This window comes from Marinobacter sp. DSM 26671 (assembly GCF_900112835.1).
GTDB classification, from domain to species: Bacteria; Pseudomonadota; Gammaproteobacteria; order Pseudomonadales; family Oleiphilaceae; genus Marinobacter; species Marinobacter flavimaris.
Map to the genome: position 1 here is coordinate 1 of NZ_FONF01000001.1, position 20,602 is coordinate 20,602.

Here is a 20,602-nt window from a genome sequence, read left to right on the forward strand (position 1 = left end):
ATACGGCGCAGGTATTCGCTCACGGTGGGACGGCTGATACCGCAGGCCGCCGCAACCTGACGGTTGCTCAGCCCTCGCTCCCACTTGAGGCGAAGGACTTCTTTGATCTTACGCATGGATAACCTCTTCGCTGGCATCTGACCCTCTCCGGATGAAAAGGGTCAGAGTACCGTTAGTTATCCCGCGTCGAACGTTTTGATGGGGAAGTCAGGCAGCCTGCCGGGGTGGCAGCTTTGCCGTGGAATCAGTGGCAGCTTTCGCGTGGAATGGGTGGCAGGCTTCGTCTGGAATCAGTGGCAACTTTGGTCTGGAATACGCACGTCCTCCCGTATTTATCAATTTAAAACAAAAGGTTACTGACTTGGCACATGTCTTGTATGGCCATAGCCGTGCAATGAAGCCCATCTCAGTAATAAGGAATAAAGTAATGAAAAATATCTTTCTTTGTTTGTCTCTTGTGTTTTTTGCAAGTTCTGTTAACGCAGGGTTGATCAACGATTTTACAGGCGGGTATGACGTTTCGAATTGGAACCAATCGCTGAATGGTGGAGCAATCGATACCACAGGCGCCCCCTCATCAATCCTTCAGATCAGCAGTAACTCGGGCGGCGGCGCATCCGACACAGATTTCACGATCAGTGCGTTAGGGGATGGTTTAGTAACTTTCGATTGGTTGTATAAAACATATGACTCCTGGGGCTCTTCTTATGATCCTTTTGGATGGCTACTGAATGGGTCATTTACGCAACTTACACAAAATGGGAGTTATTCCACTCAGTCTGGCACTGCAACATTTGCCGTAACCACCGGTGACGTCTTCGGGTTTCGCGCCAGAGCGACAGACTCAATCTTTGGTTCAGCTGTAACAAAAATTTCAAACTTCTCAGCACCAGTCAACGTGCCTGAGCCCGCTTCCCTGGCGTTGCTTGGTCTCGGCTTGGCCGGCCTGGGTTTTGCGAGAAGAAAAAATGCATCGTAAGCAGTTCCTTTTTTGATCAAGCAGGCCGGTTGCCCGGAGTAACTGGCCTGTCAGCCACCCAGCTTAAAAACCCCTGCTCTAAAGTCTCAAAAGTTCTGTTAGCCGCTATTCCCTGATCAACCGATTGCCGGAACCTTCGTAACTCCCGCCATCGCGGGTGCCAATCGGCGCGTCCACCGTATTATTGATGGCACTGGCCCCACTGGTATCAAACCGGAATTCAATAGAACGATTCAGGTTTCCCCTGGTAAACACCTCATTACCCTCTACGATGGTGCCTGGGGAACTCCAAACAATAATCGCCCCATCGGATCCTCGCCGCCTTTGGATACTGTAGAGTCCCTCTGCATAGTCAACGCGGTTATTTCGAATAACTCCGCCGGAATGATCCATAGCTCGGTCCAGCAAACCAAACGCGATGGCCCGATCGACATTTACAAAGCGGTTGTTTTCCACAACGGTGTCGCGCGCACCGTTCCACATCAAGACAACGGGTGCCCAAAGGTGATCCGCATGATCAGGCGCATGAAAGTTTTCAAAGTGATTGTTCCGAATAACCCAGTTGGCACCAGCATGCACATCCACACCATTAGTATAGCCAGTGCCGCCTCCCCGATCGATCATCGGAGGCCCTTCGGTATATGCGAATACCGAATTTTCAACGAGGCCTCCATCAACGCCATCCCCAAAGCCCGATGGATTGGCTTTAATTAACTGCTTGCCGGTATCAAGTATGCGAATATTCTGGAAGGTTAGTGATTCGGCTCCAGGGTTTAACACAATGCCATGCTGATAAAAGTCACGAATGGTGAGGTTCTGCACCGTAAGGCCGGAAGCATCAGTCCAGATGCCATGAGGCGCCCCACGATAATCCGGGTTATTCATCCCGGCGCCCTTCAAAACCACGTCGCCACACGCTTTGCCGTTTCCCCTTAGAGTGACATGGTCCGTCCGAACTGCAAGGGTCGCCTTCAACCTGTATACGCCTGGATTCAGCAGAATGATACTGCCTGACTCCGCAGAACGCACCACGCTCTGAAGCTCACCAGCATTCCCGACTCTGACCTCCCTGCCCGAAGGCTGTTCAGGTACAGGGGCCGAGGAGCACTCGAACGCCTCCACATTCAAGGGAAGGATCATCAATAGAAACAGGTAGCAAACCCGCAACATAATCAGGTCCTTAACCATCAGGGAACTATAGTCTGTGCTAAGCTCTTTTTCTGATTTCGTTGATATTATTCATCCCCTCCCTGGAGGTTAGTTCGCCCACCACATGAGTACCAGTAGCCGCGTTTTCAAGAGCTCTACCTTCTTGTTGGCGATTCAACTCTTCCAGCGCTCTCTTGGCCTGATCAGCACACTGATCCTGGCCCGCCTACTTGTACCGGAGGACTTCGGCATCGTGGCCATGGTGGCCATTGCTCTGCAGTTTTTTGAAACGCTCGCAGATGCTGGTAACAAGCATTACATCATCCAGAAATCCGAAGTCACTGACCAGGACCTCAATACCGCCTGGACCATGAACCTTGCCATTAAGACTGTCATGGCAACCTTGATTATCGTCGTTGCTCCCCTGATTAGCGAATATCTCGGCGCGCCGGAGCTTACCATGGCACTCAGCATCGCGGCCCTGGCAATGCCGCTTGGAGCGCTACGCAATCCGATTCTGATGCTTATGGCCCGAGAGCTGAACTACCGACCGGTGTTCGTGCTCAGCATCTGGCAGAAAGCGGTCTCTTTTATCGTTGTAGTCGTGTTTGCCCTGATACACCCCAGCTACTGGGCTATTATTGCGGGCGACCTAGTAGCCGCGATTGTGATGGCGATCGGCTCCTATTTCATCCACGCTTACAAGCCCGCCCTTACACTGCAAAAGATTGGCGCACAGTGGCACTTCTCCAAGTGGCTTATTCTCCGGGGCGTGGTAGGTTTTACTCGCTCTCAGATAGACAACCTGATTGTCAGCAAACTGTTTGGCACTGGTCAATTGGGCGGTTATCACCTGATCCGTGAACTCGCAACCTTTCCTGCTCTATCGGTGATTATTCCCGGCAGCGAACCTCTGCAGGCCGCCATAGCTGAACGCAAAAACCACTCAGAGCAGCTAGCCTATCGCATCCGACTTAGTCTGTTCATGATGGTCACTCTGCTGACTCCACTGACCATTTTCATGGCGGCGTACAGCGAGCAGATAGTAAACGTTTTCCTGGGGCCCCAGTGGGGAGATTTTGAGGAATTGTTGCGCCCATTTGCCCTCTTCTTTTTTACTTTTTGTCTGTTTGCACTGGTCAGCGATGCTTTTGTCGCCACCGGCCAGGTCAGAGCCCTTTTTATATTTGACCTTGTGTCCACAACCATAATCGTAGGATTCCTTCTAAGCCTTGAAGACATAACCCTTTCAACAATGGCATGGGCTCGTGGTTGGCTTGCCGTCCTGACCACCCTCGCTCTGCTACTCATTCTACAATCCCGGACACACTTCAACCTGGCTCGACTCGGCGCCATTAGCGTTCTGGTTCTGGCCCCGTCCCTCTTCGCCTGGTTGGTAACTGAAATTGTGAGGCTGTCATTTTTTCCAGCAACCGCGCTGATCTCACTAATTCTAAGCGGATTATTGTTTAGCGGTCTGGTCACAATCCTTCTTATGGCGATTGCAGCGAGTAGCAGACCCCACATAGACGAAATCGCTCATCTGTGGGATCAGGGTACAACAATCTTGAAAACTCTTTATGAGCGCATTCATCGCTGAGAGAATTAACCTATTTGCTGAGCGCCTTAATGAATTTTCAGTCGACTAACGGTGGAGCTGCTCTATGCCAAGCGTTCCGAGTCGAATGCTGCAGCAGAATCGGTTATATTCAAACACATTGAAGTGTTTGATAACCGGAAAAGTACTCGGCTTTAGGCTATCTCGGCCCGATAGAGTTTGAGCCCAGTTGCGCGTAATCAAGTGGAGTTTTCTTAGGTAGACCAAGTTGATACTTCAACCTTTTCGCCTCCATATTTTTAAAAAATTTTGAAAATATCGAAACATGAAAATAACAAATTTGTCAGACAAGGAAAGAAACGTGAATGCAAGCTTAAAAAATCTAAAAATATTGTATTGGAGAATAGAATCTTTTATTTTTGAAATTTACACTAGATTTATGCTAAACAGAGCTCCCCAAAAAAGCACAACTTGGACTCGAAACTATTAATTAGCTTTACTTCTTACAAGCCTCGATTTAAAAAAGTCCATCTTACAATCAAATCACTCCTCTCACAGTCTGTGAAACCAGACTTAATTATATTGTGGGTAAGTCATGCTGATTACGATTTATTGCCTGAAAAAGTCACAAAATTAGAAGAGGAATACAAATACTTTAAAATAAAACCATGCGACGATTTAAAATCATACAAAAAGCTTATTCCAGCAATTATTAATTATCCAGAATACTACATAGTCACTGCAGATGACGACCTATTTTACCCACGTAGCTGGCTAGAAAGACTAACAAGTAAGGTCGATGGATCCGATTCTATAATTGCCCATAGGACTCACGCAGTCAGTTATGAGAATGGAGAAATGTTATCTTATAATAAATGGCTGAAGTCAGTACTCGCCACCAATAACAGGGTATTATTTCCCACAACAGGTGCCGGGGTTATTTATCCACCCAACTGCTTCCATACTGATGTCACCAACAAAGAAATTTTTCTCGAGCTATGTCCAACGGCAGATGATATCTGGTTCTTCTGGATGGCCAAACTTCACAGAACGCAAATCATTCATAGTGGTTACAATTTCAATACGGTTTCATGGCTTGGGACAGACATAGGCGGGCTAGCCGAACAGAATGTTATCGGCCTTAAGAATGACATCTATATCAGAAACTTAAAACTGAAGTACGGAGATCCAACGCAGCTGTGTAAAATTGACGATACCTTATGCCCCTGACCCCGTATCAGGTCCAACCAGAGTTGGAAAAATCCGGCTCCAATTGCATCGGTTTTCTTCGTGAAACCGCATGTTTCCTGGCGTAGTCCGAGGGCGTAGACCACTCCAATGCGGAATGGGGTCTGACTTGGTTATAGAACGTCCTCCATGCTTCGATTTTCTCCCAGGCGTCGGCCAGTGACAAGAACCAGTTTTCGTTCAGACACTCCTGCCGGAGTCGTCCATTGAAGGATTCTACCGTCGCATTATCGGTAGGCTTGCCCGGGTCGCTAGAAGTCAATTTCGATGTTTCGCTCATACGCCCAGAGGTCCACTACCAGAAGTCCACTAGATGTTTCTAGAATGTGGGGTAGCACCCTGCTTATTCCACTATGCTGAGATAAAACCCAAGCGATCGTAACGGTAAATCGAAGTAACAAAATTCCTAAACTAGTCTACACAAAATCATCAGGGTTCAACTACACTCTGGAATACAGTACTGCGAACCAACTGCAGGGAGCAGTAGATCGAAAACGTAAGTGGCTGTAGACAACAGCAATCGCTCAAACGATGGTAAACGCAGCAACCAACAGCACACGCAAAAAAGTGCGTGAGGGTGGAACAAAATGTCAACAAACCTCCGGTCATCAGTCTTCTTAGCTTTAATCGCACCATCCTTTGTTTGTGCAGAAACTCTCTTTTCGATAGGCGACCTCGTCTACGAAGGTGCGGCCAGAATTCCTGTTGGAACATATGGAGACAGCCGAATGGGATACGCCGAAGGAACATTTCACGTTACTGACGACTTTTCGTCTGCATTCATGGTCGGTCATTCTCAACATCAAGCCATAGCAGAGTTTGCGTTGCCACAATTTTCGACGGCTTCATCGATCTCTGAACTCCCGATGGCGCAAAACAAACAACCATTCCAAAAGTTTTTCGACCGCGTGCCCTCAGGAAATCCAGATAGCATCAACAGAATTACCGGAATGAACCTGATAAATGATGAGCTCGTGGTCAACGGCGTCCAATATTATGACGGCGACGCCAATAATACCGACACTACATTTGTTATAGAAAATCCTAACGAGCTTGCAACTAGCCCTGTAACTGGTTTTTTGAAATTAAGTGCAAGAAGTCATGCTTCAGGTTGGATGTCTGAAATACCAGCAAAGTTTCAAGATACCTTTAAAGGTGAGTATATCTTTGGCTATGCTAGCAACTACGCTATAAATGCCAGGAACAGTATCGGGCCCAGCGCTTTCGGTGTGGCTGCGAAAACCATAACGAACGCAAGCTCGGGTGATCAAGTGCCAACTTTTCCTTTGATTGATTATTCGATCGACAATCCACTCGCCCAAGACCCATATAATCGCGAACGGGAAAACGACCTTTGGACTGAAGTTTCCACAGCCCATGTCGGGTTCATAGTGCCTGGATCAGACACCTATGCGGTTTTTGGAACAAGCGGAGGTCACAATTCCGGTATAGGGTACAAGATTACGCAAGACAACGGACAGCAATGTGGAGGCCCATGCCCCTATGAAGCATCAGACGTTTACAACTACTTTTGGTTTTACGATGTGAACGATATGATTTCCGTTGCCCAAGGCAACAAAGCCCCCCACGAGGTGCGTCCTTATGAATACGGTGAAATACAACTTCCTTTCCAGGAGGAGGGCAAAACGCCAAATTTGGTAATCGGAGCAAGCTTTAACCACAGCAAAAACAGACTATTTCTAATGCTTGGGAGGGCTGATAAGCTTCAAAGCCAATACGAGAGTGCGCCTCTATTGCTGAGCTACTCTATTGCCCTAGGAAGCAGGCCGAATTCGCCTTCAGGCCTCAAAATTCAGTAACAAGAAAAAATAACGCCTATGAGAATAAATTAATTAGGCGCTTCAAAATCGCACTTTTAAAAAGCAGGGATGCCATATTCAATGACTGAACGCCTACATTCCTTAGATGTGTATTGCGCAGCCTCGCGATCATTTCAGTAAAGGTAGCACATATCATTCTGGGATCTGGAGCTCCCGCACATTTGGCACCTTTACAACTTGGAGGGATGGTTACAGGCCTGATGACTCCACTCCACCGGTTTGGCTTTGAACTCATTGGTGTACTGCTGGGTTTTCTTTCCGGTGATCATTTCCGGCGTCGGTTTGCTCCGTCTGCGGAGTTATCGATGCGTGTCCATTGAACTGGGGGGAGAACCCTTATCATGACTGCACTTCGTAGCCTCATGGCTGGACTACATGAGGATGATGCCTTTTCGCATTAAAAAGTAAACCGGAAAATCGGACCGTCCGACCGTAGCAAACCTCAAAATCGAGGCCGCACCAATACTGAATTAGGAGCAGAAAACGTTTATTTTTTATCAACCGGCAAATTGGATACCAACGGCAATGGTAGTTGCTAAAGTGAACCCTAAATTCCTTTTCTCAAAATGACAACCGATAATACGCTATAAACCTATTCGAACATCTGTAGTGGTCAACTAATCCCGGACAGTATTTTAAGGTTTTCCTCAGCGGCGACGGGCGAAATGCCGTCGTTGAATGCGTGAGGTCGTTGCCGGTTGTAGTAGTCCATCAGATAGCCGCCCACATCCTTTTTAGCCTCGGGCAGGTTCCGATATCCCAGGGCCGGTATCCATTCAGATTTCAGGCTTCGGAACAGTCTCTCCATCGGGGCGTTATCCCAACATTTGCCACGCCGGCTCATGCATTGTGTCATTCGATAGCGCCAGAGCCTCTGGCGGAACTTGCGGCTGGCGTACTGGCTCCCCTGGTCCGAGTGGAACATGACTTTTTCTGGTTGACCGCGCTGCTCCCAGGCGTGGTCCAGAGCTTTGACGACTAGGTCGGCATCTGGCCTGGAGGACATTGCCCAACCAACAACGCGTCGGGCATACAGATCCAGTACGACAGCAAGATAGCTCCACCGCTGACCGCCCCAGATGTAGGTAATGTCTCCACACCACGCCTGATTGGGCCGTTCTACTGTAAATTCACGAGCCAGATGGTTCGGGATGTCTGGTCGCTCAACGGTGGCCTGGTTGCTTACAGATCAGCCCCAGCTCACTCATCAGTCGTCGAACCTTGAAGCGACCAATGACAACGCCTTCTTCGCTGAGCATGCCTTTGATTGTTCGGCTGCCAGCAGAACTGCGGCTCTTGGTGAACAGGCGATTTACATGAGCCTTCAGGACCAGACGCTCAACGTCTATATGTTTCCGCCTTTGGCGGTATTCGTAATAGCTGGAGCGGCTGATATCGAACGCATTGCAGACCATTTCAACGGGCATTTGCTCACTCAACTGGTCTATCAGCGCGTACGATGCATGTCGTCCGACATCAAGAGAGCGGTAGCCTTTTTTAGTATGTCTTTCTCTTGTTCAAGGCGTTTGCAGCGAGCTTCCAGCTCCTGAATACGGCGCTGCTCCGGGGTTAAAGCCTTACCCTTCGGGGTAATGCCCTCACGCTCATCCGTCAGTTGCTGAACCCAGCGCCTCAGAGCGCTTTCACCTACGCCCAAGGACGTACTCGCCTGTGCGATGGTGTAACCTTGATCCAGCACCAGGCTAGCTGCTTCCTGCTTGAATTCCGGAGTAAAGGAACGTCGTTTTCTGGTCATCAGACACCTCCTTTATGGTGGTGATCTTACCATCTACGTTGGTGCCCGGAATCATTGAACCACCACAATCGGTCTATCAAGGCGGTTGCTTATAAAAACTATAAATAATATGACTCGAACACGAATTTGCAAATGACCTTGACATGCAATACATTCGCGGTACCAGAGCTCTTTTCCAGCCAATTCTTACATATCAAAATCACAGTTGTCCCAGGACGACGTTTTACTGAAGGGAACACGATTGGTCAACGAAAGGATCAAGTCGCTTGATGCGCTGAGGGCGATCGCGATCAGCTTGGTTGTTCTAGCCCATATCGTCCTTGGTTACGGAGCACCAGAAGGCCTTGCGCCGCTACAATTTGGCGGCGTTGGCGTAGATCTCTTTTTTGTACTTTCGGGCTGGCTCCTAGGCGGTCAACTTTTCAAAGAATCCAGAGCTGGCACATTGAATGTGTATGAATTCTGGCGAAAAAGATGGTATCGAACCTTACCGGCTTATTATGCTGTTCTTGGCTTTACAATCCTTCAGCAATATTTAACCAAATCTGACTTCAGCGCTCCGCTTGAATATTTTATTTTTCTACAAAATTATGATTTACCCCTTGAAATATTTTATATCAGCTGGTCTTTATCAGTAGAAGAGCAATTCTATCTTTTCATCGCTCCAACCATTTTTCTCATAACAAAGGCATCTCGACACAAGCAACTATTATTACTTGTCATACTTTTGTTAACGCCATCAATATTCAGATTTCTAGGGCTATATGAAGACACTATACAAACACACGTCCGAGTCGATGGATGCATAGCAGGAGTCCTGCTAGCTTTTCTCAAAAACCAGTATGAGAGTCTCTGGAATTACCTGAAAGATATATCGGGATTTTTGTTTACCATTTCGCTTGGTATGTTTTTTTACTTCGCAATACAGCGTTGGATCCCAGCAATTCCAGTCCTCGAATTTGGATATCTTGAACGTGCTTTTGTCTTCTCGACCTGGGTGCTTTATGCTAATTCTTCGGCATCGAAGCAGTCGAAATCTTTTCCAGGCGCTTACTATATAGCAACTAGATCGTATTCGATGTACCTACTCCATCCCGACGCTATTGCAGCGACAAACCGTTTCTTTTCGGAACTTAGCTTCTTTAGCTACCTAATGCTTGTTTCACTTATCACGATCGTGACTTCAGAATTACTGTATAAATTCGTCGAATTACCGGGGATGAATTTGAGAGATAAGCGTCACCACAAAAACAACATCAAAAAATAAACACGAACCGTCATACGATCAAAACAATAGTAACCCACCAGATATGTTATTTTCGCATCTGCTTCACCGTTTTTATAAATAATTTCTTTTCTCTATCTGTCATCAAAAAAAAGTAAAAACAAAACGCACTTAAAACAACATTTAAAGAACCAAAAAACAACAAACCGAAAATCCTCGTGACTGGCCCAATCTCGCCAAGGTAAAGATCAGCGAGAAAGCCCAAGACTACAATAGAGCCGCCTACGTTAAGAAGTGTAAGTATAATATTTTTTAATCCGCTTGAGCCTAATACTGCTCCATAAGCGTAAATGTACAAACCAATGCATAGCACTAACTCTGTTGCACATCTTGCAACTACAAAAGCAAGCAAAGACCAGTTTGAAAACACTAACAGGACGATAAACGTCGCTGCTGATGCTAACAACTCATAAAAGAAGATATTTTTTGTCCGACGATCAACCATTAGGAGCTTGATAGATTGATTCATAATTGCAAAGGGCACAACCAGCAAACCGAAATAAGCGAACAGGTAACTAAACTGAAGCCACTGCGAACCCAAAACGATTGATATAATTGACTCGGCACCTATAAACGCAACGGACGCTATAGGGGCGACAAGAACTGCAATGATTTTAATAGTAATGTCAGATTGGAAGCGTAGTTCGGTTTTCAGGTTTTGCACTTTGCCATATTCGGCATGAAGTGGTGCAAGTATAGGAGAAATGAACTGCAATGAAGGGATGGAAGCAAAATATTTCATATTATTATAGGCGCCTAACTGTCCTGTCGAAAAGCTTGAGCCTACGATTAGTGAATCTACGTGGTTCCTAAAATAACCTAACGATGAACGAGGAATAATCCATTTTGAAAACTGCCATTGCTCACCAACGTTCTGTAGACTAAGCTTCGGCCGAAACGAAGAAATATAAAAAGAGGCAATAAACATAAAGATAGAAGATGCCAGCAGTCCACTTATTAAAGCCCAATGGTTTTTAAATATTATAGCAATCGGTATCGAGATTGATATGGCAAAAACCTTGGCGAAAACCGAAAATTTCACAATACGCCCATAATTCTGTTCCCGTTTAAGAATTAGCATTCCCGGGTTATTAAGTGAGTCAAAAATTATTACCGTGCCGGTTACGATAACTACAAGGATCAGTGAGGAATCGTCCTTAAGCCAGGCTGTTATCGGCGCTGCTGCTAATAAGATAATAAAAGAGAGAGATTTTAGCAATATATCAAGTGTCCAAGCAGAATTTACATCCTCTGTAGTTAAGTCCGCCTTCTGAATAACGTAAGCTTCAGCACCGGATTTGGATATAGCTTCAGAGAACCACATAACCAGCATTGCGATGGCAACGATACCGAAATCTTCTGGGGTAAGTATCCTCGCAAGCACAATGGTACTCACAATACCTAAAGACCTCTGCGCTAAACGCTGAAGGACTAGTAGCCCGGAACTTTTTACTACTTTGATCACTTAGGGTTGTACCTTTAACGTATTAGGTGAGGGGTGGCTTTTTCCGATCGATCTTTTACATGAAGCCTTGTTGGCGGAACCTAAGTATATTGTACTGGTCCTCGAGCTTGAATTACACTTTCTGGCCCGCGTAACCGAGAAACCCTTCACTTTTAGTCTATGAAGGCACGTTCGCTGACCTGACGGATTTTTCAGAGTAGCCCTAAACTGGCTCATTCCATGTCTAGGTGATAGTCCCCAGCTCGTATGAAGCCAGCCCTGTGTCGTGAGGATAATTGAGAATCGAGGAAGGCGCCAGGAAAAACCATGCTGTGTGTCGACTGCGCGAAGCAGAAGCAACCCTGCATCGGGAGTAATGCAAGCTGCGACGAAATCCGCTTCAATTTGGCAGCGAGAAAGTGGCCATAATGCAAGTTTTTCAGGTACTATTTTTAGTGTCACTTTAGCTTTGGGTGCTAAGTTAATTGCTTGCGGATTTAAGATCACAGTATTCTAGCTGCCTTTTCCCTCCGTAGCGAATGCTGGCGAGAAAAACTCCGAATCACATTCATGCAGTGAAGTAATTGGCCCTTTGGTGGTAGCCCTTCATAAAATTTAATTAAACTCAAATCAAAGGATCAGGCGGTTGAATATTTTATATATTACTCACAATGTAAATCTTCGGAGTACGACCTGTGTCATCGATGCAGCCATTCAAAATTTACCTACAGGTCAATACTCTCAAATGTTGGTGTTTCCAGAGCGGGGTCCTTGGCAGACATCTCTAGTCGCGCAGGGGATTAAAGTCGAAATTCGGCCGTTTGTGGTGCCTGAAAAATCGCGGCCAATCGAGTTTATACGAAACGTTTTTTATTGGGTTAAATTAATCAAGGTTAACAACGTGTCTATTGTTCATTTAAATGAACATGACAACTTTCCAATGATACGTCATGCTGCCTATGTCTGTAGAGTTCCTGTTATTGTTGGTGTTCGTTTTGTGCTTGAGGGTGGTTATGCAAAATGGGCTTTTGGTGGAAGAGATAGACCCGCCAAGTTACTCTTTACCAGTCAAGACCAATTCAACAGGAGCAAAGGAGAAATACCGGCCAACGTTCCCGGTAGTGACACGATATTGTTTGGTAATGGGCGCGACCTTACCCAGCTGACCTCAGTGCCGTGTCAGCGAAATGCTACCCGAGAAATTTGGAATGTCACAACCGGAGAGGTTGTTTTAGGAACAGCAAGCGTTATACGAAGACGAAAATTATTGGAGGACTTTATCGCTCTTGTTAGGAAGTTAAAAAACAAAGGCTTCGCCGTAAAAGGCATCATTGCCGGAGGAGGAAAGTTTGCTGACCCTGAATATGTCTCTGAACTAAAACAACTAATAATTGATAGTGGCTTGCAAGATATTGTCATTATGATTGGTAACATTGACGATATGGCTCCTTTTTATCAAGCCATTGATATCTTTGTTAGTACTAGCGAACTTGAAACTTTTGGTATGAGCGTTTGCGAAGCCATGGCATTTGCTAAGCCTGTGATAGGTTATTCCGGTGGCTCCGTTGCAGAAGTTTTAGATGACGCATCATCTATAGCCAAAGTGAAAGATGTTGATGCCTTGGTAGAAATGGCGTCGACATTAATTAACGATCCTGAACTAGCGCAGCGAAAAGGAGAACAAGCCAAAGTGAGAGCTTTCAGCCATTTTGATGCCCCTATGCTGGCAAACAGGCTACATACCATCTATCAGCAAGTTCTACGTGACTACAAAAAATAAGGATTTTATGCGGATAGCGTATGTTGCACTTGCGCCTTTCATCAGTGGTTCAGAGCGTTCTTTACAAACGATACTCAGTCATTGTGAACTGGTAAACATCCATCCTATAGTGATTGCTCATCTGGGATCGCCTTTGGCTGACTGGGCAACTAAGCGTGGAATAGAGAATTATACCTGTGACCTCACGGTAACAGGCATTTCACAACCACTGAAATGGGTACGAACTAACTGGCAACTGTTTAAGATTCTTCGACGTCACAAGATTCAAATCATTCACAGTAATCAATTGTGGAGTTATCCCGCGGTGGCTTCTATAGCTAAGTGGATGAAGCTATTGAGAGTTTGTCATTTCAGGGACCCTGTTGATAGGCATTGTAACTGGTGGTTGAAGAGTGGATTAGATTTAGCGGTTGGTATCAGCCGCTATACAACCGATCAGTTAGTGCAGTCAATTAATCCAGGCCTTATAGGGAATATAGAAACCATCATTAATCCAGTATTAATGAGTTCTGCTATTGATTCTAAAGAGCAAGCTAGATTGACCCATTGCTTGAAAACCAAATTCGGTTTAAGACCCGGCTATTTCACGTTTGGTTTCATCGGACAGATTTCTGAGGTAAAAGGACTCGATTTATTATTAAAGGCCCTCAGCACTTTAAGTCATAAACGCTGGCAGCTTTTAGTGGCAGGAGACGATCCTGTGGAGGGAAAACCCTATTTGAAACGTTGCAAATTGTTAGTTGAAAAATACGGCCTAAGTGATAACGTAATATTTTCTGGGTTTATTGAAAATACCACCGAGTTTTACCAGGTAATTGACGTGGTTGCTATGTTTTCCAGAGAAGAACCGCTTGGCCGAGTACCGTTAGAGGCCGGTGCATCTTATCGCCCTAGTGTTGCCACCCGAGTGGGTGGTTTACCAGAAACTATTGTAGATGGAAAGACAGGTTGGCTAGTTGATCTCGAAGATACCAAAGCACAGGCGAGAATATTAGAAAATATCATGTCTTTAGATTTATCAGTCTTTGGGTTTCAGGCTCGTGAATGGGTTGAGTCAGTTGCTAATCCTGAACATTATATTATACGCCTTCATAAAATATATATGCATGCATTGGAAAATTTTAACGGAAAAGACTAATGGATTATGCAGCCACTAAACAAATCGATTGTTGCGTCGATATTGCCAAAAACCTCGCTCGCCACTTAATAGCAAATCAGGTCATTGTTCAAGATCTCGAGCTTAATTTTGGCCGAAACGAAGTCTTAGATTTTGATGTAAAATTACTGAATAAATCTGAAAAATCTGTTCCTTTAAGAATAAAACGCGTTAATGAAAACTCCTTTGTTGTGAGCAGCCAAATAGCAAAAATAGATGTTTCTACAGGGCAATTTTGGCGAATTACAGAAAGCGGAAACTTAACTACTATCCCGGGTTTTGTTGGCCTCACCCCTTCACACAAAGGAATTAAAGTTACTGAAAAAGTCCCCTCCCCTGAGAATGAGGTTGACCCGACTAAAGCTATAATAGTTGCCGGGTTAAAAAAGCTCCCTTGGCTGTTTTCATTTCTCAAACTATGTCGAGGCTATTTTTTCCCAGAGCCTCACCAGGATTTATCAATGAGCGAAGGAGTAACGTTTAGACTTTGTCATAACTCAGGCCAAAAAAATCTTTTCGTGTGTGAATCTTATGACGAAGGCGGAATTTTTGATGAATATATCAATGCAGAGGGGCTCAGTTATCCACCTCAGGTTGCTGGTAATTACTATGCTGACGCCTATTCTTGTCTAGCATTTGAGCGGATGTTCAAATTAACCCAAGATGAGAAATGGTTAGAGGCTAGTTTGGCTAGTCAACGATTTACTCAAAGAGTATACCCTCAATATATGCCTGCTTCTATTGTCTGGCACCATTCAGACTTTAAAAATGCGGCTATTGTAGAACAGCAATTGGCGTCTCAGTCTGATCCAAGTGTCCTTCAACCTTGGACTATTAGCAGGTTTTATGAAGACAAATACGAACCAACTAATGTGTTTGCGCTTAGATACCATTGGAAATCCGTTTTAGCAAACTTAACAAATGATGACAGACTCTTACAAAGCGCAAATAAAGATCTGGAGAAAGTCGCTTTCGACCAAACTGATGACGGGTTATTTCACGATAACATTTCTACATATCCTGACGCTCATGATCTGACATACCATCAATATTCAACAGCATGTCTGGGTCTAGGTTTGTTACAAACGGATAACCTCATAGGTTGGAATATCTTTAACCGTGCTGTCAGGTTTACTCTGAGGGTCCTCTCACCTAGTGGTGAGCCAGCTTATACAGGCAGAGCATCAAACAATATACATCAATCTGCCAGTGCCATATTAGCCTTTGCCATAGCGGCTTCACGCTCTTCAAAAAAGGATGAGATAGACATGTTTCTAAAGGGGATTAGCGTGATGGCGACCCGCCTCAAAAGTTTCCAACTTGACAATGGTATGTTACCTACTGCTATGAATAGCTATGTAAATGAAAGAATGGCTTGGAACCACTGCGAAACACCGTACAACGGTTTGGTTTGCTATATGCTGTTTCGAGCGGCGAGTATATTAAAGCAACTTAGGCAGAGTAAAAATAATAGTACGTTGTTGCCGTTGGAAAAAGACCATATCTGGTTGGCTAATGATGCTGGTTTTGCGTCACTGGGCAATGGCCATCAGTATTTAGTTTTCTTCGCCGGCTGTGATCGCTCTTATGGTTGGTCTGAAGACCGTCACGTTACTGGTTGTGCCGGATTGGCACTATTTGGCGATGTCGATGGTCACGACCTACTTCCGTGTTTGGACGTAAGTATCCCTGGGGAGGTTGTCATATCTGATATGCCTGTCATTAATGATCAAGCAGCATTTGGTCGCGGTCATTTATCACAGGGAAATGATTGGATTAAGTACCTTCATTGCTATGGAGGAGCTGAGATTATCAGGCTCTATTCATTGATTAATGATGATCTGGTGCTTGTGAGTAGGATCAGATCATTAGGGAGCCCACTTCAAATACAAGGAGCAATGGCATGGGCTGGCTTACATCAAGAAAATTTTGTTTTTACTTTAGAAAAAGAAAACTCTGTGCTGACAATAAGTAATAAAAACAGTCATTTAATTATGAAAGCATGGCATTTCGGAAATAATAGTTTTGGTGGCGTTCAGGAAAGTCAAAAAGTGTCGAATGCTAAGGGCATGGCATCTCGATATGACTTTGGTTCCGGGGTCGTGAAAGATGAATTATGGTCTGTTCTAATATTAAGCAGAAAAGATAAAGTGCGTAATTATAAGGTCATAAATGACAATAAAGGTGTCAAAATAGAATTTACGGAGCTGTGTCGCCGTTTCGATTTTTTCTGATTTAGTTATTTTAATGAAAAATTATCTACAAATTTAAGAGTTATTAAAATATCGGCAATGTTTAGCCCTATTTTCATCCATTTCAAACAGACCACGAAGCGGCTCTTGCGTTTCTTGCTTTGATACTCGGCTTCGAAGAATGTGAATCTCATGCGTCGCGGAACCGAATCCTCCGTGGTTGCGATGGACGTATTATCGTTGATGTCGCGACCTAATTAGTTTTCGACATTTTAAGATAGGGAGGATGCTACCTCCAATTTTGTAATCGGAATTGCCACTGCGTTAAATTGCTCTTCCCTTTCTGGTATCGATGATAAAGTTTTATCGCAAATTTTATAAAGTAAATAATTCTTATTCTCCAGGAAACGCAATAACTCAGATTTACTTGAGCCAAGCTCTCTAAGCATATAGTCAGTAACCTCAAAAATAATGAATGGAAAATCTCTGTCGATAATTGACTCAATTCCTCTAAACACCTTCATTTCGGAGTTATTGTCAAATCTGGTGTATGAGCATCAGGCGGCGTCTCTGCCGGATTGATCATCCACCCGTTCTCCATCCCGAAACTGAACGTTATTCACGACCAGCTTCAGTTGGTTAAACCCCTTGATCCGCTTCCAGCGTTTCTGGGCGGATTGGAGCAATTTAAATACCATCGATAACGTAGTGTCGCGGTTGCCACAGGACCGGCTTCGCTTGGTCCTCAGCCTGACTGTGGCGAAGGTGGACTCAATGGGATTCGTGGTCCTCAAGTGAATCCAGTGCGCTGCCGGGAAATCGTAAAAGGCCAGCAGTTCATCCCGGTCTTTTTCGAGGTTTTCCATGGCCTTCGGGTACTTGTCCCGGAATCGCCTTAACGTGCTGTCAAAGGCTTTGTGAGCGCCATCACGGGTCTCCGCCAGATAGATCTCATGCAGGTCTGACTTCACCTTCGGCTGTACGGACTTGGGCAGCTTGTCCAGCACGTTGGCAGTCTTGTGAACCCAGCACCTCTGGTGCCGGGTATCCGGAAACACCTTGCTCAGCGCTTTCCAGAAGCCCAAAGCCCCGTCGCCTACGGCCAGCTTGGGCGCATTGTCCAGGCCACGTTCACGCAAGCCGGTGAGCAGCTCTCGCCAGCTGGCTTCGGACTCGCGGTGGCCATCTTCCACCGCGACCAGCTCCTTGTGGCCATGCTCTGTGACCCCGATAATCACCAGCAGGCAAAGTCGATCATCCAGACGAACATTGCTGTAGACACCGTCTGCCCACCAGTAGACGTAGCGCTTCTGGCCCAGGTCACGGCGACGCCAATCCTCGTGCTCCTTCAGCCACCGTGCCTTGAGCCGTGACACCGTGTTGGCGGACAGGCCCTTGGCCTGCTCGCCGACCAAGGCACTCAGGGCCTCCTGGAAATTGCCAGAGGAGACACCGCGCAGGTAGAGCCAGGGGATGAGTTCATCCAGACTCTGGGCCCGCTTCAAATACGGTGGCAGGAGCTGACTGTTGAAGCGAATGCCGGAGCCGCTGCGGTCCCGGACCTTGGGCACCTGAACGTCAACATCTCCAACGCCTGTCTGAATGGTTCGCTTTGGTAAATGACCGTTTCGGACTACCGCCTTGCGACCATCGGGTGTCAATACATCGGCATACTGATCCAGTAGCCCCTGAAGCTCAGACTCGACAGCCCGCGCAATCAGGTCACGGGCACCCTGTCGGATCAGATCGTGCAAGGGATCGTTCGTGGTCGCCTCTGGTTGTGAAAGAGCATGCAGGTTAGACTTGGACATGGCGTATCCATCCTCTGTTGGTTGTGATCTTGGTGGTGATCAACCAACAGGATACGCCATCCTTTCAGCCTGCTTCCATACACCAGAAATCACCATAACTCTTCATTTCGGCACCTTCGACGTTTAATTAAATTTATAAATGGAAATTCTGGAGCTATTTTATTAAGAGTAACCATTTTAACGTCGATTATTTTGGAGTCCTGTAGACCTAGATCTCGAAGTGACGAAAGACCAAGATGTGTATCATTCGCTTCAAAAAATTTTATATTACACTCTTCATCCCCTATCGCGTTGGAACAGGCATAAACATTATCAACATTATTAAGCTGAATATTGCTTTTGAGTCGATTATAGATTGCGGGCGATGCCTCAAATGAAAAAACTTGACCAGTTTTACCTACAATTGACGATGATAATAATGAAAAATATCCAATATTGGCACCTATATCAATAACGTTATTTCCAGGCTCAAGCAATTTTAAAAAAATACGGGAGACGTAGTCTTCATAATCACCATGAAGATAAATGTGTCTTCCAATAAAATCACCCAAATTCACGTTGATTTTAAAACCATATCGGGTGCGAACGATTTTTGGAATATTTTTACCGGAATAACTTCTACTTTTTTGCTGGATGACTGGAACAAGTCTCCATAGCAGTGGCCAATTCTTAAAATACCGAACTATGATTTTACTTATTACAATTTTCATATATTTAGCCTTTTAAATAAATGTAAGAAAATTCTGAATAAGACCCAAAATCCAGCGATAATACTCTATGGCTTACCGCATATTATTCGTGTCTGCCAGGGATCAGAGAGCTTTCTCCGAATCCGAGTACCAGTGCAAGAAGCGTAAGACTGGTCGTCTGCGTTACGCTTTGTCCGCTTATAACCACCATGTGCCCTCGGACATTGTCGAGGTCAAAATTCTGAAGGAACTTGAAGCGCTGTTGCGTGGAACGTGGACTTGCCGGCTCCAAAATAGCGCGATACCGCTGAGGCAAGTGGGTCCCCTCGGAATTAACACTGAGCTCTTGCAGGCATTCCTTTTCTATAAATTCATTATTCGTTAACTTATTGGTGATTGTGCTAATGATCGTTTCTGAATGATATCCCAAGAAACCATATTGATTACTAGCGCCAGATAGAATGGCTCAAATATTATCAAATCAAGAAAGATTGAACAGATAAAAAAACCCAGAATACTCAAAGATGAAGAAGCTAAACTGTAAAACGCGACGTCGTTCAAATCTAATTTTTGAGCTCTAATCCAGAATAATCTTTTAACGCTCATATAAATAATTGCCAAAAAGAGTAATCCTGTCAGCAATCCGGTGTTGACCGACAAGTTGAAGAAAGTATTGTGAGCAACACTACTTGTAGTACCAGGAAAATGGTTATGGGAAGCCGCTTGATATTTCTCGACGCCTGCACCGAAAACGGGATATTCAGGTATTAGTTTCAGCGCTATTCCCCATGAAACAATTCTGGGATTAATCGGCTGCTCCGAAGCGATTCGATCACCGCTGAACGTCTCTGTTGTACGATCCAACAAAATCGCTCCTTGGTACACCATAAAAACAGCAAAACCCGAAAATATAAGAAGGCTTACCATCTTCGATTTCATTATATAGGCAAGCCCAAAAATAACTATTATTGTCGCGACAAGCCCTCCACGTGACCCAAAAAGGATAAGTGAATGCCAGGTTAGTGGAACGGCCAGTATAGTTATTGCCTTTGCCATCTTATTCCTTACTTTGAATGCAAGCAGCAAAATAAAGGGCAAACAAACTACAATCAATGAAGCAAGAGCATTTTCATCTCTATACGGACTTCCCAGAGGCCCTCGCAGTCGATTGTTTCTGAACATATGCCAACTCTCGGATAAATACGCAGAGTTAGACCAATATATATAGTATAGACCGACAATAACAAATATGTAACAAAAATAGATCAGAGATTTTTCATTATTACACAGACCTAACAATACAAAATACATGATGAATATGCTATTTGCAGTAGACAAAACCAGTTCTGGAGGCACTGCGGATGGAGCATCCGGATAGGATGTAAAAGCGTGGGATAAATGCATCCATACCCAAATAATAATTAGACAGATACTTTGATTAGACTTAAGCACAGACCAATTGAGGTCTTTTTTTGCCAAAAGAGAAAGGAAGCCAATAATCGCCATTCCTGCCGTTATCTTAAAAACAGGTATACCTGCAAAGACCCAGTCCCACAAATATTGGGGCTGAAGCAAGGAGTTAAGAAAATAGGCCGCGCCAGAAACCCACGGGGCAAAGAATAACGAGAAGGCAGTAAGTATTAATAAAAAAATTAGAAATATTTTTCCCATCAGGGTTCTACCGCAGCCAAAAAGGGGCCTTCTTTCGGAGTGA

13 protein-coding genes and 4 pseudogenes are annotated in these 20,602 nt (G+C 45.0%); 8 read left to right on the forward strand and 9 right to left on the reverse strand.

Annotation, left to right across the window (positions count from 1 at the left end):
• A partial coding sequence (locus BM035_RS00005) for a helix-turn-helix domain-containing protein (RefSeq protein WP_139215998.1) occupies positions 1-137 on the reverse strand: 137 nt, incomplete at its 3' end.
• Between the two features lie 758 nt (positions 138-895).
• On the opposite strand from BM035_RS00005, the pseudogene BM035_RS23270 reads away from it, so the two are divergent.
• Positions 896-979: pseudogene (locus BM035_RS23270) on the forward strand (PEP-CTERM sorting domain-containing protein); the annotation flags it as partial.
• A gap of 105 nt (positions 980-1,084) precedes the next feature.
• Here the strand turns inward: BM035_RS23270 and BM035_RS00020 are convergent.
• Positions 1,085-1,864, reverse strand: coding sequence for a right-handed parallel beta-helix repeat-containing protein (locus BM035_RS00020; protein WP_175497306.1), 780 nt, complete (start codon positions 1,862-1,864; stop codon positions 1,085-1,087).
• A 388-nt stretch (positions 1,865-2,252) separates the two neighbouring features.
• Here BM035_RS00020 and BM035_RS00025 point away from each other — a divergent pair, with 388 nt between their 5' ends.
• Complete coding sequence (locus tag BM035_RS00025) at positions 2,253-3,728, forward strand: oligosaccharide flippase family protein (protein ID WP_092029684.1); 1,476 nt, start codon at positions 2,253-2,255, stop codon at positions 3,726-3,728.
• A 429-nt stretch (positions 3,729-4,157) separates the two neighbouring features.
• Positions 4,158-4,916: a hypothetical protein gene (locus tag BM035_RS22240; RefSeq protein WP_217646285.1), complete on the forward strand. Its 759-nt coding sequence runs from the start codon at positions 4,158-4,160 to the stop codon at positions 4,914-4,916.
• A 7-nt stretch (positions 4,917-4,923) separates the two neighbouring features.
• Here BM035_RS22240 and BM035_RS00035 read toward each other — a convergent pair.
• Positions 4,924-5,230, reverse strand: a pseudogene (locus BM035_RS00035) (integrase core domain-containing protein); the annotation flags it as partial.
• A gap of 291 nt (positions 5,231-5,521) precedes the next feature.
• Between BM035_RS00035 and BM035_RS00040 the strand changes: the two are divergent.
• Positions 5,522-6,754 carry a hypothetical protein gene (locus tag BM035_RS00040; RefSeq protein ID WP_092029690.1) on the forward strand — a complete coding sequence of 411 codons (1,233 nt, stop codon included), beginning with the start codon at positions 5,522-5,524 and terminating at the stop codon, positions 6,752-6,754.
• 634 nt (positions 6,755-7,388) lie between these two features.
• Here BM035_RS00040 and BM035_RS00045 read toward each other — a convergent pair.
• Positions 7,389-8,531, reverse strand: a pseudogene (locus tag BM035_RS00045) (IS3 family transposase).
• A gap of 241 nt (positions 8,532-8,772) precedes the next feature.
• On the opposite strand from BM035_RS00045, the gene BM035_RS00050 reads away from it, so the two are divergent.
• Positions 8,773-9,798 carry an acyltransferase family protein gene (locus BM035_RS00050; RefSeq protein WP_175497307.1) on the forward strand — a complete coding sequence of 342 codons (1,026 nt, stop codon included), beginning with the start codon at positions 8,773-8,775 and terminating at the stop codon, positions 9,796-9,798.
• 46 nt (positions 9,799-9,844) lie between these two features.
• On the opposite strand, the gene BM035_RS00055 is transcribed toward BM035_RS00050, so the two are convergent.
• On the reverse strand, positions 9,845-11,281 hold the full coding sequence (locus BM035_RS00055; RefSeq protein WP_092029694.1) for an oligosaccharide flippase family protein: 1,437 nt from the start codon (positions 11,279-11,281) through the stop codon (positions 9,845-9,847).
• Positions 11,282-11,569: 288 nt separating this feature from the next.
• Positions 11,570-11,710, reverse strand: a pseudogene (locus BM035_RS22850) (IS1380 family transposase); the annotation flags it as partial.
• Positions 11,711-11,906: 196 nt separating this feature from the next.
• On the opposite strand from BM035_RS22850, the gene BM035_RS00060 reads away from it, so the two are divergent.
• The 3 genes from BM035_RS00060 to BM035_RS00070 are packed head-to-tail and all read left to right on the forward strand — an operon-like array spanning position 11,907 to position 16,430.
• A complete protein-coding gene (locus tag BM035_RS00060; protein ID WP_139216000.1) occupies positions 11,907-13,040 on the forward strand; it encodes a glycosyltransferase family 4 protein in 1,134 nt (377 codons plus the stop codon).
• Positions 13,024-14,178: a glycosyltransferase family 4 protein gene (locus BM035_RS00065; protein WP_175497308.1), complete on the forward strand. Its 1,155-nt coding sequence runs from the start codon at positions 13,024-13,026 to the stop codon at positions 14,176-14,178. Before BM035_RS00060 ends, BM035_RS00065 begins: the two co-directional genes overlap by 17 nt.
• Positions 14,178-16,430: a hypothetical protein gene (locus tag BM035_RS00070; protein WP_092029699.1), complete on the forward strand. Its 2,253-nt coding sequence runs from the start codon at positions 14,178-14,180 to the stop codon at positions 16,428-16,430. The genes BM035_RS00065 and BM035_RS00070 overlap by 1 nt, the downstream gene beginning before the upstream one ends.
• Before the next feature lie 515 nt (positions 16,431-16,945).
• On the opposite strand, the gene BM035_RS00075 is transcribed toward BM035_RS00070, so the two are convergent.
• The 3 genes from BM035_RS00075 to BM035_RS00090 all read right to left on the reverse strand — a co-directional run bounded on the left by BM035_RS00075 (position 16,946) and on the right by BM035_RS00090 (position 20,559).
• A complete protein-coding gene (locus tag BM035_RS00075) occupies positions 16,946-18,199 on the reverse strand; it encodes an IS256 family transposase (protein ID WP_011783528.1) in 1,254 nt (417 codons plus the stop codon).
• A gap of 89 nt (positions 18,200-18,288) precedes the next feature.
• Positions 18,289-18,909 (reverse strand): FkbM family methyltransferase, encoded by a 621-nt coding sequence (locus tag BM035_RS00080; protein ID WP_092029700.1) that lies wholly within the window; start codon positions 18,907-18,909, stop codon positions 18,289-18,291.
• Positions 18,910-19,269: 360 nt separating this feature from the next.
• On the reverse strand, positions 19,270-20,559 hold the full coding sequence (locus tag BM035_RS00090; RefSeq protein WP_092029704.1) for an O-antigen ligase family protein: 1,290 nt from the start codon (positions 20,557-20,559) through the stop codon (positions 19,270-19,272).
• Positions 20,560-20,602 lie beyond the last annotated feature (43 nt).